Source organism: Klebsiella sp. PK18 (assembly GCF_057784655.1).
Map to the genome: position 1 here is coordinate 5,487,634 of NZ_CM173493.1, position 20,120 is coordinate 5,507,753.

Annotated in this window: 20 protein-coding genes; 11 read left to right on the forward strand and 9 right to left on the reverse strand. The window is 57.2% G+C overall.

What is annotated here, in order from left to right:
- Positions 1-2 precede the first annotated feature (2 nt).
- Positions 3-1,163 (reverse strand): cystathionine gamma-synthase, encoded by a 1,161-nt coding sequence (gene metB / locus AC3EMD_RS26835; RefSeq protein WP_049165344.1) that lies wholly within the window; start codon positions 1,161-1,163, stop codon positions 3-5.
- A gap of 267 nt (positions 1,164-1,430) precedes the next feature.
- Here metB and metJ point away from each other — a divergent pair, with 267 nt between their 5' ends.
- Positions 1,431-1,748: a met regulon transcriptional regulator MetJ gene (metJ, locus tag AC3EMD_RS26840; RefSeq protein WP_004107547.1), complete on the forward strand. Its 318-nt coding sequence runs from the start codon at positions 1,431-1,433 to the stop codon at positions 1,746-1,748.
- Positions 1,749-1,850: 102 nt separating this feature from the next.
- Here metJ and rpmE read toward each other — a convergent pair whose 3' ends face one another.
- A complete protein-coding gene (gene rpmE / locus AC3EMD_RS26845; RefSeq protein WP_008807868.1) occupies positions 1,851-2,063 on the reverse strand; it encodes a 50S ribosomal protein L31 in 213 nt (70 codons plus the stop codon).
- Between the two features lie 252 nt (positions 2,064-2,315).
- On the opposite strand from rpmE, the gene priA reads away from it, so the two are divergent.
- The 7 genes from priA (at position 2,316) to rraA (ending at position 10,280) form a co-directional block, all read left to right on the forward strand.
- Positions 2,316-4,511: a primosomal protein N' gene (priA, locus tag AC3EMD_RS26850; RefSeq protein WP_302073860.1), complete on the forward strand. Its 2,196-nt coding sequence runs from the start codon at positions 2,316-2,318 to the stop codon at positions 4,509-4,511.
- 150 nt (positions 4,512-4,661) lie between these two features.
- Positions 4,662-5,690, forward strand: a complete 1,029-nt coding sequence (gene cytR, locus AC3EMD_RS26855; protein ID WP_004203676.1) for a DNA-binding transcriptional regulator CytR — start codon at positions 4,662-4,664, stop codon at positions 5,688-5,690.
- Between the two features lie 93 nt (positions 5,691-5,783).
- Positions 5,784-6,746 carry a cell division protein FtsN gene (gene ftsN / locus AC3EMD_RS26860; RefSeq protein ID WP_071599441.1) on the forward strand — a complete coding sequence of 321 codons (963 nt, stop codon included), beginning with the start codon at positions 5,784-5,786 and terminating at the stop codon, positions 6,744-6,746.
- A 91-nt stretch (positions 6,747-6,837) separates the two neighbouring features.
- Complete coding sequence (gene hslV / locus AC3EMD_RS26865) at positions 6,838-7,368, forward strand: ATP-dependent protease subunit HslV (protein WP_002882918.1); 531 nt, start codon at positions 6,838-6,840, stop codon at positions 7,366-7,368.
- A gap of 9 nt (positions 7,369-7,377) precedes the next feature.
- Positions 7,378-8,712 (forward strand): ATP-dependent protease ATPase subunit HslU, encoded by a 1,335-nt coding sequence (hslU, locus tag AC3EMD_RS26870; protein ID WP_008807871.1) that lies wholly within the window; start codon positions 7,378-7,380, stop codon positions 8,710-8,712.
- A gap of 69 nt (positions 8,713-8,781) precedes the next feature.
- The gene (menA, locus tag AC3EMD_RS26875) at positions 8,782-9,702 is read left to right on the forward strand and encodes a 1,4-dihydroxy-2-naphthoate polyprenyltransferase (protein ID WP_064324134.1); all 921 of its coding nucleotides are present in this window, start codon (positions 8,782-8,784) and stop codon (positions 9,700-9,702) included.
- Positions 9,703-9,794: 92 nt separating this feature from the next.
- The gene (gene rraA / locus AC3EMD_RS26880; protein WP_002882913.1) at positions 9,795-10,280 is read left to right on the forward strand and encodes a ribonuclease E activity regulator RraA; all 486 of its coding nucleotides are present in this window, start codon (positions 9,795-9,797) and stop codon (positions 10,278-10,280) included.
- A 61-nt stretch (positions 10,281-10,341) separates the two neighbouring features.
- On the opposite strand, the gene pfkA is transcribed toward rraA, so the two are convergent.
- The 3 genes from pfkA to cpxP all read right to left on the reverse strand — a co-directional run bounded on the left by pfkA (position 10,342) and on the right by cpxP (position 13,065).
- Positions 10,342-11,304, reverse strand: coding sequence for a 6-phosphofructokinase (pfkA, locus tag AC3EMD_RS26885; RefSeq protein WP_002882911.1), 963 nt, complete (start codon positions 11,302-11,304; stop codon positions 10,342-10,344).
- A gap of 196 nt (positions 11,305-11,500) precedes the next feature.
- Entirely contained in the window at positions 11,501-12,403 is a 903-nt protein-coding gene (fieF, locus tag AC3EMD_RS26890) for a CDF family cation-efflux transporter FieF (RefSeq protein ID WP_008807873.1), read from the reverse strand.
- A gap of 158 nt (positions 12,404-12,561) precedes the next feature.
- The gene (gene cpxP / locus AC3EMD_RS26895; RefSeq protein ID WP_004178004.1) at positions 12,562-13,065 is read right to left on the reverse strand and encodes a cell-envelope stress modulator CpxP; all 504 of its coding nucleotides are present in this window, start codon (positions 13,063-13,065) and stop codon (positions 12,562-12,564) included.
- Positions 13,066-13,214: 149 nt separating this feature from the next.
- On the opposite strand from cpxP, the gene cpxR reads away from it, so the two are divergent.
- Positions 13,215-13,913: an envelope stress response regulator transcription factor CpxR gene (cpxR, locus tag AC3EMD_RS26900; RefSeq protein WP_002882901.1), complete on the forward strand. Its 699-nt coding sequence runs from the start codon at positions 13,215-13,217 to the stop codon at positions 13,911-13,913.
- Positions 13,910-15,283 carry an envelope stress sensor histidine kinase CpxA gene (gene cpxA / locus AC3EMD_RS26905; RefSeq protein WP_008807874.1) on the forward strand — a complete coding sequence of 458 codons (1,374 nt, stop codon included), beginning with the start codon at positions 13,910-13,912 and terminating at the stop codon, positions 15,281-15,283. Before cpxR ends, cpxA begins: the two co-directional genes overlap by 4 nt.
- 63 nt (positions 15,284-15,346) lie before the next feature.
- Here the strand turns inward: cpxA and yiiM are convergent, their stop codons facing one another.
- Positions 15,347-16,021 (reverse strand): 6-hydroxyaminopurine reductase, encoded by a 675-nt coding sequence (gene yiiM, locus AC3EMD_RS26910; RefSeq protein ID WP_023296856.1) that lies wholly within the window; start codon positions 16,019-16,021, stop codon positions 15,347-15,349.
- 72 nt (positions 16,022-16,093) lie between these two features.
- Positions 16,094-16,714, reverse strand: a complete 621-nt coding sequence (gene sodA, locus AC3EMD_RS26915; RefSeq protein ID WP_004203668.1) for a superoxide dismutase [Mn] — start codon at positions 16,712-16,714, stop codon at positions 16,094-16,096.
- A gap of 289 nt (positions 16,715-17,003) precedes the next feature.
- On the opposite strand from sodA, the gene rhaT reads away from it, so the two are divergent.
- Entirely contained in the window at positions 17,004-18,038 is a 1,035-nt protein-coding gene (gene rhaT / locus AC3EMD_RS26920; RefSeq protein WP_172871719.1) for an L-rhamnose/proton symporter RhaT, read from the forward strand.
- 32 nt (positions 18,039-18,070) lie between these two features.
- On the opposite strand, the gene rhaR is transcribed toward rhaT, so the two are convergent.
- The gene (rhaR, locus tag AC3EMD_RS26925) at positions 18,071-18,916 is read right to left on the reverse strand and encodes an HTH-type transcriptional activator RhaR (protein WP_008807878.1); all 846 of its coding nucleotides are present in this window, start codon (positions 18,914-18,916) and stop codon (positions 18,071-18,073) included.
- Between the two features lie 73 nt (positions 18,917-18,989).
- Positions 18,990-19,826: an HTH-type transcriptional activator RhaS gene (gene rhaS / locus AC3EMD_RS26930; protein ID WP_302073861.1), complete on the reverse strand. Its 837-nt coding sequence runs from the start codon at positions 19,824-19,826 to the stop codon at positions 18,990-18,992.
- Positions 19,827-20,120: the final 294 nt, after the last annotated feature.

Here is a 20,120-nt window from a genome sequence, read left to right on the forward strand (position 1 = left end):
TTTTATTCCTCGTTTGCTGCCCGGAAGCCATTTTCCAGGTCGGCAATTAAATCTTCACCATCTTCAATACCGGTTGAAATACGCAGAAGCGTTTCTGAAATTCCGGCGGCGGCACGCGCTTCAGGCGCCATGCCGGCATGCGTCATCGTTGCCGCATGGGAAATCAGGCTTTCAACGCCCCCCAGCGATTCCGCCAGTGTAAACAGCGACAGCCCGCTCAGGAAACGGCGCAGCGTCTGCTCGTCACCGTCCAGCTCGAAGCTTAACATTGCGCCAAAACCTTTTTGCTGACGCGCCGCAATTTCATGCCCCTGGTTTTCCGGCAGCGACGGATGATACAGCTTTTTCACCAGCGGCTGGGTTTTCAGATACTCAACAATCGCCAGGGCATTACGCTGCGCCACCTCCATACGCGGAGACAGCGTCCGCAGACCGCGCAGCAGCAAATAGCTGTCGAACGCGCTGCCGGTGACGCCAATATTATTCGCCCACCATGCCAGTTCGGTGACAGTCGCCGGATCGTTGGCAATCACCACCCCGGCAACCACATCGGAGTGGCCATTCAGGTATTTAGTACAGGAATGCAACACCAGGTCGGCGCCCAGCGCCAGCGGGTTTTGCAGCGCCGGGCTCAGGAAGGTGTTGTCCACCACGCTCACCGCGCCTGCCTCACGCGCCAGACCACAGATTTTCGCAATATCCACCACCCGCAGCAATGGATTACTTGGGCTTTCGACCAGCACCAGCTTCGGTTTTTCCGCCAACGCCGCCCGCAGCGCCTGCTCATCATTTTGATCGACGAACTGGACGCGATAACAGCCGCGCTTCGCCAGGCTGTCGAACAGACGGTAGCTGCCGCCGTAGCAGTCGTGCGGCGCCACCAGCAGATCGCCCGGCTTAAGGAACACCGTCGTCACCAGCAGGATCGCCGACATACCGGTATTGGTCAGCACCGCGCCGGCGCCACCTTCCAGCTCCGCTAAGGCGCGCTGCACCACATCACGCGTCGGGTTGCCGCGGCGGGAGTAGTCGTGGGCGCGAGGTTCATTAAAGCCGGTAAAGTTATAGGTACTGGAAAGGTGGATCGGCGGGACAACGCAACCGTACTGCTCGTCGTCATTTAAACCGCTACGCACTGCGATGGTGGCCTGTTTACGCGTCATGTTGGGAAGTTCCTGGGCTGAATCGGTGAAAAGTCAGGCTCCAGAGTAAACATTGTCACAATAGACGTCAATACATCTGGACATCTAAACTTCTTTGCGTATAGATTGAGCAAAGTGCAAATAGCCGTTAAAATTATATGCATTAGCGCACGTCGGTAGCGGCTTATCTCATGTTAGAAAGCGCGCTCATACGGTAAACTACGCGCAATTATAGCCCGGGCGGAATATTCTGGCCCTTCACTAATAAACAGAGGATTAAGGTATCTCATGGCTGAATGGAGCGGCGAATATATCAGCCCATACGCTGAGCACGGTAAGAAGAGTGAGCAAGTAAAGAAAATTACGGTTTCCATTCCTCTGAAGGTGTTAAAAATCCTCACCGATGAACGCACGCGTCGTCAGGTGAACAACCTGCGTCACGCGACCAACAGCGAGCTGCTGTGCGAAGCGTTCCTGCATGCCTTTACCGGACAACCGTTGCCTAACGATGAAGACCTGCGTAAAGAGCGCAGCGATGAGATCCCGGAAGCGGCGAAAGAGATTATGCGTGAACTGGGGATCGACCCGGATACGTGGGAATACTGAGTTGATAAAAAGGGCGGAAGCAATCTTCCGCCCTTTTTTGTGTCCCGCCCAGGCTGGCGAGAGGCACAAAAAAGCCGCCCTGAGGCGGCTTCTTCTGGCAACTTACTTGCTGCCCGGGATGCTGAAGCGCTTGTTGAAGCGGTCAACACGGCCACCGGTAGCAACATCACGCTGTTTGCCTGTGAAGAACGGGTGGCATTTACCGCACACGTCGAGGTTCAGGTCGTGACCAACGGTGGAACGGATTTTCATGACATTACCGCAAGAACAGGTAGCAGTAATTTCTTCGTATTTTGGGTGAATACCTTTTTTCATGGGAGAACCTCAGTTAAGGCCGCGTCGCTCTTCCAGCCCTAACGCCAGACACCACGCGATATTAATAATTTCCCGTCGTCTTCCACGCTGCTGACAGCGCGAAGCGTACGGTAATGGTCAATCTCCAATGCGGTATAAAGTGCATTGAAGGCGGCGAATCATACAGAATTTGACCAGCATATGCAAACTGATCCGCGCCGCCTTATCGTAATGTGTATACTATCCCGCCAGATTTCAAGTCAGGAAGATGACATGCCCGTCGCCCACGTTGCCCTACCCGTTCCGCTACCGCGCACCTTTGACTATCTGCTGCCTGATGGCATGGTAGTCAAAGCGGGCTGTCGGGTGCGGGTGCCGTTCGGCAAACAGGAGCGGATCGGCATTGTCGCGGCGGTGAGCGAGCGCAGCGAGCTGCCGCTGGATGAACTCAAACCGGTCGCCGAAGCGCTGGACGACGAGCCGGTCTTCTCTGGCACCGTCTGGCGACTGCTGATGTGGGCGGCTGAGTATTACCATCATCCGATTGGCGATGTGCTGTTCCATGCGCTGCCCATTCTGCTGCGCCAGGGCAAACCCGCCAGCGCGACGCCGCTGTGGTACTGGTTCGCCACCGAGCAGGGGCAGGCTGTCGACCTCAACGGTCTGAAACGCTCCCCAAAGCAGCAGCAGGCGCTGGCGGCGCTGCGCCAGGGAAAGATCTGGCGTCATCAGGTTAGCGAACTGGAATTTAATGAAGCGGCGCTGCAGGCGCTGCGTGGCAAAGGGCTGGCGGAGCTGGCCTGTGAAGCTCCCGTCCTCACCGACTGGCGCAGCACGTATTCGGTTGCCGGCGAGCGTCTGCGTCTGAATACCGAACAGGCCACCGCCGTCGGGGCGATCCACAGCGCTGCCGATCGCTTCTCCGCCTGGCTACTGGCAGGCATCACGGGCTCAGGGAAAACGGAAGTCTACTTGAGCGTGCTGGAGAATGTACTGGCGCAGGGGCGCCAGGCGCTGGTGATGGTGCCGGAGATCGGCCTGACGCCGCAAACTATCGCCCGTTTTCGCCAGCGCTTTAATGCGCCGGTGGAAGTGCTGCACTCCGGACTCAATGACAGCGAACGTCTCTCGGCCTGGCTGAAGGCGAAAAACGGCGAAGCGGCCATTGTGATAGGCACTCGCTCCTCGCTGTTTACGCCGTTTAAAGATCTCGGCGTCATCGTCATCGACGAAGAGCATGACAGCTCCTACAAACAGCAGGAAGGCTGGCGCTACCACGCCCGCGACCTGGCGGTATGGCGCGCTCACAGCGAACAGATCCCGATTATTCTCGGCTCGGCGACGCCGGCGCTGGAGACCCTGCACAACGTCCGCCAGGGCAAATATCGGCAGTTAACCTTAAGCAAACGCGCGGGCAACGCGCGTCCAGCCCAGCAGCACGTGCTCGACCTGAAAGGACAGGTGCTGCAGGCGGGTCTGTCACCCGCGCTGATCAACCGCATGCGCCAGCATCTGCAGGCGGATAACCAGGTGATCCTGTTTCTTAACCGCCGCGGCTTTGCGCCGGCGCTGCTGTGCCACGACTGCGGCTGGATCGCGGAGTGCCCGCGCTGCGACAGCTACTATACGTTGCACCAGGCGCAGCACCATCTGCGCTGCCACCATTGCGACAGTCAGCGCCCTATCCCGCGCCAGTGCCCTTCCTGCGGTTCCACACATCTGGTGCCGGTGGGTATCGGCACCGAGCAACTGGAGCAGTCCCTGACGCCGCTGTTCCCTGGTGTGCCCATCTCGCGTATCGACCGCGATACCACCAGCCGTAAAGGGGCGCTTGAGGAACATCTCGCCGCAGTCCACCGCGGCGGCGCGCGCATTTTGATCGGCACCCAAATGCTGGCCAAAGGCCACCACTTTCCGGACGTGACCCTCGTCTCCCTGCTGGACGTCGACGGGGCGCTATTTTCCGCTGATTTCCGCTCCGCAGAGCGTTTCGCTCAGCTCTATACCCAGGTCTCCGGACGAGCGGGCCGGGCAGGAAAACAGGGCGAAGTGATCCTGCAAACCCACCATCCGGAGCATCCTCTGCTGCAGACCCTGCTGTATAAAGGCTACGACGCCTTTGCCGAGCAGGCGCTGGCCGAACGCCAGACGATGCAGCTACCGCCGTGGACCAGTCACGTGTTGATACGTGCTGAAGACCATAACAACCAGCAGGCGCCGCTTTTTTTACAGCAGTTACGTAATCTCTTGCAGGCCAGCCCGCTGGCCGACGATAAACTGTGGGTGCTCGGTCCGGTTCCGGCGCTGGCGCCGAAGCGCGGCGGCCGCTGGCGCTGGCAAATATTGCTGCAGCACCCTTCGCGGGTGCGCCTGCAGCACATCGTCAGCGGTACGCTGGCGTTAATCAATACGCTACCGGAGGCGAGAAAAGTGAAATGGGTGCTGGATGTCGATCCTATTGAAGGGTAAGGCTTCTCTTGCGAGCCGGATCGAAAAATTCAACAAGCATCACGTTTTTCATGAAAATTCTGTAACTCACTGCCGCGACTATCTGATAAAAATGATGCAGCAGTTAGCGCGCAAGGGAAATGTCAGCGCCATTCAGCGAGGAGAAACCAGGTGAAGCCCAAAAAACAAGTGGTTGCCGCCACCATGAAAGACGTCGCCCTCAAGGCAAACGTTTCCACGGCAACCGTGTCCCGAGCGTTGATGAACCCTGATAAGGTGTCGCAAGCCACCCGTAACCGGGTCGAGCAGGCGGCGCTGGAAGTCGGCTATTTACCGCAGTCGCTCGGGCGAAATATGAAGCGCAACGAATCGCGGACGATCCTCGTGATCGTGCCGGATATCTGCGATCCCTTTTTTAGTGAAGTCATCCGCGGAATTGAAGTCACGGCCGCCGAGCACGGTTATCTGGTGTTAATCGGCGATTGCGCCCACCAGAACCAGAAAGAAAAAACCTTTATCGACCTTATTATCACCAAGCAGATCGACGGCATGGTGCTGCTCAGCTCGCGCCTGCCGTTCGACGCCAGCGTGGAAGAGCAGCGCAATTTGCCGCCGATGGTCATGTCGAACGAATTCGCGCCGGAGCTGGAGTTACCCACCGTCCACATCGATAACCTGACGGCGGCCTTTAACGCGGTGAACTATCTTCATGAGCTGGGACACCAGCGTATTGGCTGTATCGCCGGCCCGGAAGATATGCCGCTGTGCCATTATCGCCTGCAGGGTTATGTGCAGGCGCTGCGCCGCAGCGGTATCACCGTCGATCCGCACTATATCGCTCGCGGCAATTTTACCTTCGAAGCCGGCGCCAATGCGCTGGAGCAGCTGCTGTCACAGCCGGTGCCGCCCACCGCGGTCTTCTGCCATAGTGATGTGATGGCGCTGGGCGCCTTGTCGCTGGCGAAACGCCGCGGCCTGAAGGTGCCGGACGACCTGTCGATTGTCGGCTTCGATAACATCGCGTTGTCTGAATTTTGCGATCCGCCGTTGACCACCGTTTCACAGCCGCGTTTTGATATCGGCCGTGAAGGAATGCTGCTATTACTTGAGCAAATGCAGGGTCATAATGTGAACAGCGGCTCGCGTCTGCTCGATTGCGAACTGATCGTTCGCGGCAGTACGCAAAAAATCAGACGATAACCATCAGGCTTTCGGGCCTGCTCTTCTGGTCAAAGGCCCGCCGCTTAAGTAACATGGCGGGCTGACGAACAAATATAAGACAGCGAAACGATAGTGGCACAACGAGATTATGTACGCCGCAGCCAACCGGCTTCTTCGCGGCGCAAAAAGAGCACTACCCGAAGCTCAAGGAATAAGCAAAGCAGCCTTCCGGCGATTTCACCGGCTATGGTGGCGATCGCGGCGGCGGTGCTGGTGGCCTTTATCGGTGGACTTTATTTCATTACGCACCATAAGAAAGAAGAAGCGGAAGCGATGCAAAATCGCCAGGCCGCCGGTAACGGCTTGCCGCCAAAACCGGAAGAGCGCTGGCGCTATATCAAAGAGCTGGAAAGCCGCCAGCCTGGCGTCCGCGCGCCGACCGAACCGACCGCCGGTGGCGAGGTGATGAAACCGGAACAGCTGACCGACGAGCAGCGCCAGCTGCTCGCCCAGATGCAGGCCGATATGCGCCAGCAGCCGACCCAACTGACCGAAGTGCCGTGGAACGAACAAACCCCGGCACAGCGCCAGCAGACGTTGCAGCGTCAGCGTTTAGCACAGCAGCAACAGCAGGCGCAACAGCAGCAGTGGGCGCAAACTCAGCCGCAGGCCGTGCAGCAGCAGCCGCGCGTCCAGCAGCCGAAGCCGGTGCAACAGCAACAGCCGAAGCAGACCGCGTCGAACCAGCAGCCGTACCAGGATCTGCTGCAGACGCCGGCGCATACCAATACCACGCAGCCACGTACGCAGGCCGCCGCGCCGGTAACCCGCGTGGAGGAAGCGCCGAAAGCCGCCGAGAAGAAAGACGATCGTAGCTGGATGATCCAGTGTGGCTCCTTTAAAGGCGCCGAGCAGGCCGAAACCGTCCGCGCTCAGCTGGCTTTCGAAGGGTTCGCTTCGCACATCACCACTAATAACGGCTGGAACCGCGTAGTCATTGGTCCGCTGAAAGGCAAAGAAAGCGCCAACGAGATGATCACCCGTCTGAAGATGGCCGGACACGCGAACTGCATTCGTCTCGCCGCCAGGGGTTGAAACCCTCAAAATCCCCCCCATCTATAATTGCATTCGGCCCCGCGGACAGCGCGGGGCCCCTGTTCCGCTTTTGCAACCAAGGGGTCTGCTCGTGACTACAATTGTAAGTGTTCGCCGTAACGGCCATGTTGTTATTGCCGGTGATGGCCAGGCCACGCTGGGCAACACCGTGATGAAGGGCAACGTGAAGAAAGTGCGTCGTCTGTATAACGACAAAGTGATTGCCGGTTTTGCTGGCGGCACCGCTGACGCCTTCACGCTGTTCGAACTGTTTGAACGTAAACTGGAAATGCACCAGGGCCATCTGGTGAAGGCCGCCGTTGAGCTGGCCAAAGACTGGCGAACCGATCGGATGTTGCGCAAGCTGGAAGCGCTGCTGGCCGTCGCGGACGAAAACGCGTCGCTTATCATCACCGGTAACGGCGACGTGGTACAGCCAGAAAACGATTTGATTGCTATCGGCTCCGGCGGTCCTTACGCCCAGGCCGCGGCCCGCGCGCTGTTGGAAAACACCGATATGGGCGCGCGCGACATCGCCGAGAAAGCGTTGGATATTGCAGGTGATATCTGCATCTATACCAACCATTTCCACACCATCGAAGAATTACCTTCTAAAGCGTAAGGATCTCCCATGTCTGAAATGACCCCACGCGAAATTGTCAGCGAACTGGACAAACACATTATCGGCCAGGACGCCGCCAAGCGTTCTGTTGCTATCGCCCTGCGTAACCGCTGGCGCCGGATGCAGCTTAACGAAGAGCTGCGTCATGAAGTCACGCCGAAAAACATTCTGATGATCGGCCCAACCGGCGTCGGTAAAACCGAGATTGCCCGTCGTCTGGCGAAACTGGCCAACGCGCCGTTTATTAAAGTTGAAGCGACCAAGTTCACCGAAGTGGGCTATGTTGGTAAAGAAGTGGACTCGATCATCCGCGATCTGACCGATGCGGCGATCAAAATGGTTCGCATGCAGTCCATCGATAAAAACCGTTACCGCGCGGAAGAGCTGGCGGAAGAGCGCGTACTTGACGTGCTGATCCCACCGGCGAAAAACAACTGGGGCCAGGCTGAACAGCCGCAGGAACCCTCTGCTGCGCGCCAGGCGTTCCGCAAGAAACTGCGTGAAGGCCAGCTGGACGATAAAGAGATTGAAATCGATCTCGCTGCGGCGCCGATGGGCGTTGAAATCATGTCCCCTCCGGGCATGGAAGAGATGACCAGCCAGCTGCAGTCCATGTTCCAGAACCTCGGCGGTCAGAAGCAGAAACCGCGTAAGCTGAAAATCAAAGACGCGATGAAGCTGCTGATTGAAGAAGAAGCGGCCAAGCTGGTCAACCCGGAAGAGCTGAAGCAGGAAGCCATCGACGCTGTAGAACAGCACGGTATCGTCTTTATCGACGAAATCGACAAAATCTGTAAGCGCGGCGGCAACTCCTCCGGCCCGGACGTGTCTCGCGAAGGCGTACAGCGCGACCTGCTGCCGCTGGTTGAAGGCTGCACCGTCTCCACCAAGCACGGGATGGTTAAGACCGACCACATTCTGTTTATCGCCTCCGGCGCGTTCCAGGTGGCCAGTCCGTCCGATCTGATCCCTGAGCTGCAGGGGCGTCTGCCGATCCGCGTTGAGCTGAAAGCGCTGACCACCCATGACTTCGAGCGCATCCTGACCGAGCCGAATGCCTCCATCACCGTGCAGTACAAAGCGCTGATGGCGACCGAAGGGGTGAATATCGAATTCACCGAAGACGGTATCAAGCGTATCGCCCAGGCCGCGTGGCAGGTAAACGAAACCACCGAGAACATCGGTGCGCGTCGCCTGCACACCGTGCTGGAGCGTCTGGTGGAAGATATTTCCTATGATGCCAGCGAGATGAACGGCCAGACCGTCATTATCGATGCCGAATATGTGAGTAAACACCTGGATGTTCTGGTGGCAGATGAAGATCTGAGCCGTTTTATCCTATAATCCGGTGCAATGCATTTTCATCACTGTTGATGGGGGCTATAGCCCCCATTTTTATTGGCTAAAATAACTATGACTGATATCAGCCGTTCTCGGGCGTGGCTGGAAAGCCTGCGTCCTAAAACGTTACCGCTGGCCTTTGCCGCGATTATTGTTGGCACCACCCTTGCCTGGCAGCAGGGCCATTTTGATCCCTGGGTTGCTCTGCTGGCGCTGATCACCGCTGGCTTGCTGCAAATTCTTTCTAACCTGGCGAATGACTATGGCGACGCAGTCAAAGGGAGCGATAAACCCGATCGCATCGGGCCGCTGCGCGGCATGCAGAAAGGGGTGATTACCCCCCAGCAGATGAAGCGCGCTCTCATCGTCACCGTCGCGCTGATCTGTCTGTTTGGTCTGGCGCTGCTGTGCGCCGCCTGGCAGAGCGTCGGCGACTTCATCGGCTTCCTCGCCCTGGGAGGCCTGTCTATCGTGGCCGCCATCACCTACACGGTGGGCACCCGCCCCTATGGATATATTGGTCTGGGTGATATCTCAGTACTCGTTTTCTTCGGCTGGCTGAGCGTCCTCGGCAGCTGGTATCTGCAAGCCCATAATGTGGAAGCGGCCATTTTTCTGCCGGCGACGGCCTGCGGTCTGCTGGCGACTGCCGTGCTGAACATCAATAATCTGCGGGATATTGATAGCGACCGGCAGAACGGGAAGAACACCCTCGCCGTGCGCCTGGGGCCGGTCAATGCCCGTCGCTATCATGCTTGCCTGCTGTTCGGCTCCCTGCTGTGTCTGGCGCTGTTTAATCTGCTGGCGCTGCATTCTGTGTGGGGCTGGCTGTTTATTCTCGCCACGCCGCTGCTGGTCAAACAGGCGCGCTACGTCCTGCGCGAATCCGATCCGCTGGCGATGCGGCCAATGCTCGAAAAGACGGTCAAAGGGGCCTTACTGACCAACCTGCTGTTTGTTATCGGAATTATTGCCAGTAAGCTAATGGCTTAACTGACAAATATCAATTAACAATTGATGATTTTGCCAACAATGGGATTCGCGGGATATACTAAAAACTCTCGCAGCAACTGAACGTTAAGCCTATGAAATACGATACTTCCGAGCTTTGTGACATCTACCAGGAAGATGTCAACGTCGTGGAACCGCTGTTCTCTAACTTTGGAGGACGGTCGTCGTTTGGTGGACAAATCATTACGGTAAAATGTTTCGAGGATAACGGGTTGCTCTATGATCTGCTCGAGCAGAACGGCCGTGGTCATATTCTCCTGATCGACGGCGGCGGCTCAGTACGACGCGCGTTAATTGACGCCGACCTGGCGCGTCTGGCCGTACAGAATGAATGGGAAGGGTTAGTGGTCTATGGCGCGGTGCGCCAGGTTGACGACCTTGAGGAACTGGACATCGGCATCCAGGCGCTGGCGGCTATTCCGGTCGGCGCGGCTGGCGAAGGCATCGGCGAAAGCGACGTGCGCGTCAATTTCGGCGGGGTGACCTTCTTCTCCGGCGACCATCTGTATGCCGATAACACCGGGATGATCCTGTCGGAAGACCCGCTGGATATCGAATAAACCCTCCGCCATAAAAAAGGCCTTCTCCATGAGAAGGCCTTTTGTTTATCCGACGCGCAACTTAGTACAGTTTCTTCGCGCAATCCAGCCAGTCGTTCTTGAACGGACGCTTCATGTTCTCGATGGCATCGATGATGTCGTGGTGCACCAGCTTCTCGTTCTGGATGCCGACGCAACGGCCGCCATGGCCTTGCAGCAGCAGCTCAATTGCATAGGCGCCCATGCGGGAAGCCAGGATGCGGTCGTAAGGAACCGGGGAACCGCCGCGTTGAATGTGGCCAAGAACGGTAGCGCGAGTTTCACGGCCGGTTTCTTTCTCGATGTAGCTTGCCAGCTCGTCAACGTCGCACATGTGCTCGGTGATCGCCACGATAGCGTGTTTTTTCCCTTTCGCGATACCAGCTTTGATTTCAGCGACCAGATCGTCACGGGTGTATTCCACTTCCGGCACCATGATGAACTCACAGCCGCCGGCAATCGCCGCCGCCAGGGTCAGGTCGCCGCAGTAACGGCCCATCACTTCCACCACGGAGATACGCTGGTGTGAAGAAGAGGTGTCGCGCAGGCGGTCAATCGCTTCCACCACGGTGCTCAGGGCGGTGAAAAAGCCGATGGTGTAGTCAGTGCCTTTGATATCGTTGTCAATGGTGCCAGGCAGGCCGATGCACGGGAAGCCCATCTCGGTCAGGCGCATTGCGCCCATATAGGACCCGTCACCACCGATAACCACCAGCGCGTCCAGGCCGCGCTTCTTCATGTTTTCGATAGCCACAGCGCGAATGTGTTCTTCGCGGAATTCCGGGAAGCGAGCGGAGCCCAGGAAGGTGCCGCCGCGGTTGATCATGTCGGAAACGCTGTAACGGTCGAGCTGAACCATACGGTCTTCATACAATCCGAGGTAACCGTCATAGATTCCAAAAACTTCCAGACCTTCCGTTAATGCCGCGCGCACAACGCCACGAATTGCTGCGTTCATGCCCGGCGCATCACCGCCACTTGTCAACACACCGATTTTCTTAATCATGACTACCTCTGAACTTAGGAAGCAAAAAATAATTCTGTTGCCTGAAGCGCTCCCTCACCAGGAGTGCACGACGCTAATGACAATAGTATATCAAACGCCTCAAGCTGAATTGATTCAGGTCAGACCAAACGGCGGTAATTTATACAAAAAATGCCGATCTGCCCCACATTTTTACATCGAGTTTACAGACTATAACCTAACGCTCAAAAAAGCCCTGCTGCGCCGCTGGCACCACAGAACTGGGATCCTGATGGATAATGACATCGGATCCCGGGAAACGGCGCAGAATCGCCTGCTCCACCTGGTCTGCAATTACGTGGGCTTGCACCAGCGGGAGGTTATCTTCCATTTCCAAATGAATCTGAATAAAGCGGGTCGGCCCTGACTGCCGCGTTCGTAGATCGTGCGCCCCGCGGATGCCGGGCCATGCGGTCACGATGGTGATAATGTCCTGACGCTCCTCGTCAGGCAAGGCGCGGTCGAGTAGTGACTGAACCGCCTCATAGCCCATCCGCAGCGCGCTATATAAAATATAGATGCCAATTCCTAAGGCAAACAACGCATCGGCGCGATGCCAGCCGTACCAGGAAAGGCCCAGCGCCACCAGAATAGCGCCGTTCATCATAACATCAGACTGATAATGAAGCATATCCGCCCGCACCGCCTGGCTCTGGGTTTTTCGCACCACCCAGCGCTGGAAGGTCACCAGCGCCAGCGTGCTGAACAGGGCGATCAACGTGACGACGACCCCGACGCCAGCGGCCTGCAGCGGCTCCGGACGCACCAGGTGCTGGATGCCGGTGAGAAACAGAAACAACGCCGAGCCGGAGATAAACATGCTTTGCGCCAGCGCCGCCAGCGATTCCGCTTTGCCGTGGCCAAAGGTATGCTCTTCATCAGCAGGTTGCAGCGAATAGCGAACCACCAGCAGGTTGGTCAGCGAGGCGGCAATATCCACCAGCGAATCCACCAGCGCAGCCAGAATACTGACTGAACCGGTATACCACCACGCAAAAATTTTGATCAAAAGTAACGCGGAGGCCATGGCCGTCGCGGCGATAGCGGCGCGGCTGACCAACCGGCCATAAGATTGATTCATATAGGCTCCTTCTCCTGCAATGCGCTTAGTATAACCTGAACTTGTGACGCTCACGGGATACGCGAAGAAGTTGATTTGCCGAAAAAAGGGCAAAAAAAACCCCCACATCATGTGGGGGAAGACAGGGATGGTGTCTATGGCAAGGAAAACAGGGTTTGTTACTGGGGTTGCAGGGTGTTGCTACTACTCGAAAGCATCATTGCTGAGCCTTTCTGCATCCTTGCAACCTCACGCAACTGATCCATACGTTGCTGGTGCTTAGCATTTAAAACCGCTTGCTGCTCTGGCGTAAGCAGGTGATACATCTGGTTGCGGACCTTAGCCATCTCGACCTGGCGAGCAACCTGTTCCTGCGCCATCTTTTCTGCCTGGGCGCGCACAGCGTTTTCATCAAAATTTTCTGCGGTGACAAGGCGATGCATTGTCTCCATTTCGCTAACATTAACGGGGAGCCTGTCGTGGCGTGCCCGTTGCATAAGATCCCGTAACTGCTGACGTTGCTGCTCGGTTAAACTTATGCCGTCAAACATATGGCTCTGGCTACCGCGCTGTCCCCCTTCGTCTCCGGGGAGCCAGTTAACGCTGGTAACGACTTCAGCGGCCTGGCTATATGCACTTAGCGCCAGCGTTGAGGCCATGACGGCAGCGATAACATTGCGCATCACATACTCCCAAAACGTTTGTGTCGCGATTCAACGAGAGACAGTCTACGATTCAGGCTGCAAACATGCGTCAGGGGGTGTAAAACAACGTAAAGTCATGGATTAGCGGGCCTTGATGACGTAATTTCTGCCTCGGAGGTATTTAAAAGATGAATAAAATCCTGTTAGTTGATGATGACCGGGAGCTCACCTCCCTGTTAAAAGAGCTGCTCGATATGGAAGGTTTTAACGTGCTGGTGGCCCATGATGGGGAACAGGCGCTGGCCCTTCTGGACGACAGCGTTGATTTATTGCTGCTCGACGTAATGATGCCGAAGAAAAACGGTATTGATACGCTGAAAGAGCTGCGTCAGACACACCAGACCCCGGTTATCATGCTAACAGCGCGCGGGAGCGAGCTGGATCGCGTTCTCGGTCTTGAGCTGGGCGCGGATGACTATTTGCCTAAGCCGTTCAACGATCGTGAACTGGTGGCCCGTATACGCGCGATTCTGCGCCGTTCCCACTGGAGCGAGCAGCAGCAGACGACCGAAGCCGGATCGCCAACGCTGGAAGTGGATGCTTTAAGCCTGAATCCGGGCCGTCAGGAAGCCAATTTCGATGGCCAGACGCTGGAGCTCACCGGTACCGAATTCACCCTGCTCTATCTGTTAGCGCAACATCTCGGCCAGGTGGTGTCGCGTGAACATTTAAGCCAGGAAGTGTTAGGCAAGCGCCTGACGCCGTTCGACCGCGCCATCGATATGCATATTTCCAACCTGCGGCGTAAGCTGCCGGAGCGCAAAGATGGCCATCCGTGGTTTAAAACGCTGCGTGGCCGCGGGTATCTGATGGTTTCCGCTTCATGATTGGAAGTTTGACTGCACGCATCTTCGCCATCTTCTGGCTCACGCTGGCGCTGGTGTTGATGCTGGTGCTGATGTTGCCCAAACTGGATTCCCGGCAGATGACCGAGCTGCTGGAAAGCGAGCAGCGTCAGGGCATCATGATCGAGCAGCACGTCGAGGCCGAGCTGGCCAACGATCCGCCAAACGACCTGATGTGGTGGCGCCGTCTGTTTCGCGCCATCGATAAATGGGCGCCGCCGGGACAACGCCTGCTGCTGGTGACCAGCGAAGGCCGCGTGATCGGCGCAGAACGCAACGAGATGCAGATCATTCGTAACTTTATCGGCCAGGCCGATAATGCCGATCATCCGCAGAAAAAACGCTATGGCCGCCTGGAAATGGTGGGCCCGTTTTCCGTCAGGGACGGTGAGGATAACTATCAGCTCTATCTGATTCGTCCCGCCAGCACCTCACAATCCGACTTTATCAACCTGCTGTTTGATCGACCATTGCTGCTGCTTATCGTCACGATGCTGGTCAGCGCCCCGCTGCTGCTGTGGCTGGCGTGGAGCCTGGCGAAACCGGCGCGTAAGCTGAAAAACGCCGCCGACGAAGTCGCCCAGGGCAACCTGCGCCAGCATCCGGAGCTGGAAGCCGGGCCGCAGGAGTTCTTAGCCGCTGGCGCCAGCTTTAACCAGATGGTCACCGCGCTGGAGCGGATGATGACCAGCCAGCAGCGGCTGCTGTCTGATATCTCGCATGAGCTGCGCACACCACTTACGCGCCTGCAGTTGGGCACCGCCCTGCTGCGTCGCCGCAGCGGTGAGAGCAAGGAGCTGGAGCGCATCGAAACCGAGGCGCACCGGCTGGACAGCATGATCAACGACCTGCTGGTGATGTCGCGCAATCAGGCCAAAAATGCCCTGGTCAGCGAGACGGTGAAAGCCAATCAGCTGTGGGGCGAAGTGCTGGACAACGCGGCGTTTGAAGCCGAGCAGATGGGTAAATCTTTCACCGTTGAATATCCGCCGGGCCCCTGGCCGCTGTACGGTAACCCTAATGCGCTGGAAAGCGCGCTGGAGAATATCGTCCGCAACGCCCTGCGCTACTCGCACACGAAGATTTCCGTCAGCTTCTCGGTGGATAAAGACGGGATTACGGTTAACGTCGACGACGACGGCCCGGGCGTCAGCCCGGAGGATCGCGAACAGATTTTCCGGCCATTCTACCGGACCGACGAGGCGCGCGACCGCGAGTCCGGCGGCACCGGTCTGGGGCTGGCGATTGTCGAAACCGCTATTCAGCAGCACCGCGGTTGGGTGAAGGCCGACGACAGCCCGCTGGGTGGTTTGCGCTTAACCCTTTGGCTGCCGCTGTATAAGCGCACCTGACTCTGTCCCGGTTTGCGCTGCGCTAAGCCGGGAGCATCCCCGAAAATACTCAATATGGGGGAATTATTTCCCCCACAATCTCCGCGAACTATCCTCGATCTTGCCGCTTAAACGCCGCTTCTGCATCGTTCTGCTCCAGCTCACCGACAGGCCCGCAGCCGACAATAAACGATGATACTGATCATCATCAAACGGCATCTGCCAGGCAATCGCCCCGGCCTCATGGACACTGACATCGCTCAGCCGGGAAACCAGTTCGAGGGGCGCATCGCTGGAGACTTGCCCCCCGGCAATCACCCGATACAACCAGCCGGTCTTCCCGCTGTTTTGCACCAGCTGCGCCATATCACCGATCGCAAAATGAAAGTTGAGCTTGAAGCACGGCGATCGCGGCTGGGTGACCTGGATCAGCGCCTCGCCCCAGCGAAAGATATCGCCGATATAAACATTTTGCTCGGTAAGCCCGGTGGTGGAGAGGTTTTCGCCGAACGCCGGCGCGCAGAAGCGCTCGGCCTGCTGGGGGAATTCACGCATCCAGTCGGCATAGTGTTCGCGCGGATAGTGGCACAGCGCGCGGTCCGGCCCGCCGTGTATTTTCTTCTCCGCCTGCTCATCCCCATCGAGGCCGAGATCGCCGAGCTGCAATTCGCCATCGACCTGGATTTTGCCGATCGCGCTGGGGCGACTGCCCGCGTAGTCCCTGATTTTGCCGACAAAGACATTCACCGGATAATGCATGGCTGCTCTCCTTGCTACAGATATAAAAAAAGCGAGTCATCAGACTCGCTTCTCTCTTAGCGCAATGCAACCTTATTTTTTAGCGGCAAAACGCGCTGCAGCTTCGTCCCAGTTCACTACGTCCCAGAAGGCTTTGATGTAGTCCGGACGACGGTTCTGGAATTTCAGGTAATAAGCGTGTTCCCACACGTCCAGACCCAGGATCGGGAAGCCGGAAGCGCCGGAAATGGCTTCGCCCATCAGCGGGGAATCCTGGTTGGCGGTGGAGACAACGGCCAGTTTGTCACCTTTCAGGACCAGCCACGCCCAGCCGGAGCCGAAACGGGTCGCAGCGGCTTTTTCGAATTCCGCTTTGAAATTGTCTACAGAGCCGAAATCGCGCTCGATAGCCGCTTTCAGGTCGCCCTGCAGGGTGGTGCCGGTTTTCAGGCCTTTCCAGAACAGGCTGTGGTTAGCGTGGCCGCCCGCGTTGTTACGCAGTACGGTCTTTTTGTCAGCCGGCAGCTGATCCAGCTTGGTGATCAGCTCTTCAGCGGACAGGTTAGCGAACTCCGGCAGGCTTTCCAGCGCGGCGTTGGCATTGTTCACGTAGGTCTGATGGTGTTTAGTGTGATGGATCTCCATCGTCTGCTTGTCGAAGTGCGGTTCCAGAGCATCGTAAGCGTACGGCAGGGATGGCAGGGTATAGCTCATAATCATCTCCATTATTGTCGAGCGGCTCAAGTGTTAACGCCGCGTAAGCAGTTTGTCCATTATAGTTAATTAAATGGTATTGAAAATGCTTATCAATGCCGTATTTTTCATATGGATATAACCAGAAGAAATACCCGTCATTTTGTGATGTAGAACAACTAATTAAGCCCATGGTTGCCAGGGTTCGCCATCCTGTGGCAACGGCTTGAAGGCGGCCAAAGCGGCTAATTTTTACACTCATCACATCGGAAGCCGCCGTCTCCGATAAAAAAAGATGAGGATAAAATCAATGAACCACGCGATTACGATGGGTATTTTTTGGCATTTGATAGGGGCCGCCAGTGCCGCCTGTTTCTATGCCCCGTTCAAAAAAGTAAAACACTGGTCGTGGGAAACCATGTGGTCGGTTGGAGGGATCGTCTCCTGGCTGATCCTGCCCTGGGCCATCAGCGCCACGCTGTTACCCGATTTCTGGGCCTACTACCGCTCCTTTAACGCCTCCACGCTGCTGCCGGTCTTTCTGTTCGGCGCCATGTGGGGCATCGGTAATATCAACTATGGCCTGACCATGCGCTATCTCGGCATGTCGATGGGAATAGGCATCGCCATTGGCATCACGCTGATTGTCGGCACGCTGATGACGCCGATTATTAACGGTCAGTTTGCAGTGCTGATGCACACCCAGGGCGGTCAAATGACGCTGCTCGGCGTGCTGGTGGCGGTAGTTGGCGTCGGCATCGTCACCCGCGCGGGCCAGCTGAAAGAGCGCAAAATGGGCATCAAAGCCGAAGAGTTCAATCTGAAGAAAGGGCTTCTGCTGGCGGTGATGTGCGGCATCTTCTCGGCAGGGATGTCGTTCGCGATGAACGCCGCCAAACCGATGCATGACGCCGCCGCAGCGCTCGGCGTCGACCCGCTGTACGCGGCGCTGCCAAGCTACGTAGTCATTATGGGCGGCGGGGCGCTGGTCAACCTCGGCTTCTGCTTTATTCGTCTGGCGAAAGTGAAGAGTCTGTCAGTCAAAGCCGATTTTTCGCTGGCTAAACCGCTCATCATCAGCAACCTGTTGCTCTCCGCCCTCGGCGGCCTGATGTGGTATCTCCAGTTCTTCTTCTATGCCTGGGGCCATGCCAGCATTCCGGCGCAGTATGACTATATGAGCTGGATGCTGCACATGAGTTTCTACGTGCTGTGTGGCGGTCTGGTGGGTCTGGTGCTGAAGGAGTGGAACAACGCCGGTCGTCGTCCGGTGAGCGTCCTGAGCCTCGGCTGCGTGGTGATCATCATCGCCGCCAATATCGTCGGTCTGGGAATGGCCAGTTAACCACCGGGTCATAAGCCAGACAACGACGGTCTTCAGGCGGCGGCGCGACTGCGCTGCCGCCACTGCCCCGGCGACATGCCGATTTCCCGGCTAAAAACCACCGAAAAGTAGTTACTGTCCTCAAAGCCGCACTGCATGGCGATATCGCCGATTAAGCGCTCGGTATGCTGCAGCAGATACTGCGCATGGCAGATCCGCAGCTGGCGTAAATAGTGATTGATGGTCATCCCGGTTTGCTGGCGAAACTGCTGGCGAAGCGCCCGCTCGCTGCCGCCCTCCTGCTCGCAGAAACGCTCCAGAACAAAGGGGCGGCTGAGGCTGGCCGCCAGCGCGGCCAGCAGTTTGTCCAGCAGCGCTTCGCGCTGCGTCGCCGCGGGATCATCCGTCGCGTAGCGATGGCGCTGCAACGTCAGCGCCAGCTGCGCAAAAAGCAGTTCGGCCATCGCATTTCCCTGCGCGTCGCGCCGGGCGCACTCATGCTCAAGCTGGCTAATCACCTGGCGCGCCTGCGCCATACCTGTGCTGCCCATGCGCCAGTGGGGCTTCCACGGCGTGCCAAAGAGGCCAGGGATCGTCCCCGCCCAGTCAAAATTGAGCTGCAGCCGCTCCGGGCAATAGATGATGTTCTGCAGGACTAAATCATTAACCGAAGCATAGGAGTGTTTATCTTCGGCGCGAATATAGAACAGATCGCCGCGGGTAATGCGCCAGGGGCGATCGTTAAGGACGTGCAGCCCGTTGCCGCGCCACACCAGCACCAGCTCGCAGAACTCGTGGGTATGCTCGGCAAAAACATTTTGCGGGTAGCGGTCAGCCACCGCCACTGCCTGCGTGGCGGAAGGGAAAAACTCCTCTTTACGTAGAATCAGACCGGCCACGGCTCACACTCCAAACGCGGATAAGGGCGCATTATTCGCGTTTTTAGCCCGCAATACGTTGACTCTTCTCGCGTTACTGAAGAATGGCGTCGCGGCCCTGGCGGATATCGCGTGGCGACCAGTCAAATTCGCGGCGAAAAAGCGTCGAAAAGTGGTTACTGTCGCCGAAGCCGCAGCGAAAAGCGATATCAGTCACGCTTTCATCGCTGTGGCGCAGCAGATGCCGGGCCTTCATCAGGCGCACCCGATTAAGATAGCGCTGCGGCGTCAGGCCGGTCTGCTGCTTCAGCTGGCGGTGCAGGGTACGCAGCGACAGCGAAAACTGCGCCGCCACCTCCTCCCAGCAGATCTCCTGGGCAAAATGATCTTCCAGCCAGGCCAGCAGCTGATTCAGCCGCGCATCATTGTTGGTAGCCTCTTCCGCAAGACTGCTTTTACGCAACAGCACCAGCAGCTGCATAAACAGGATCTCACGGCTGGCGACGGCATGGGTATCCGTTTCGCTCCCCATGGCCTCCATCTGCGCCACGATATGCCGAATCTGCTGCAGGACCGTCTGGTTCACCCGCCAGTGCGATGGGTAGTTCCCCTCCTGCTCCTGGGGCAGCAGTTGGCTGACCCCGGCGAGAAAACGAAACGCATCCGGCGCGCGATAGAGCACGTTGGTCAGACACAGGTTATCCGTATGCTCGTACAGATGCCGGTCGTGATCGCGAATAAAGCAGACCGAACCGCCGCCGATGGTATAGGGCTGACCATTGAAGACGTGAATACCCGTGCCCTGCTCCACGATGACAATTTCATGGAAATCATGGTGATGTTCCGGAAAGGCCGACTGAGGGAGGCGGGGTTCAATAGCCACCGTCGAGATCCCGGCCTTAAAGAAATCCGTACTGTGCAATATGGTCATGATGCCACCCTCGTAATGAGAAAAATTATCAGTCACCGGCTGATAGTAATGAAGGGTTGGCTATCCGGCCTTCAATTTTTGACCGCGAAATTCGTAAATCCTGCCGCTTTTTCAAGAATCAGCCGGAAAGATGCGGAACTGCGGAGGCCATCACATCCCCCTCGCCACCCCCTAAAACCGCAAACTGTGATGTCCCTCACGGTCACCTTTGCTTTCTTGCCAGCGGCCAGTTTTGGCTGTCCGTAGCGAGAAGGTGTCAGTAAACGGCCTTTTTTAGACTGCGGACAATGATTT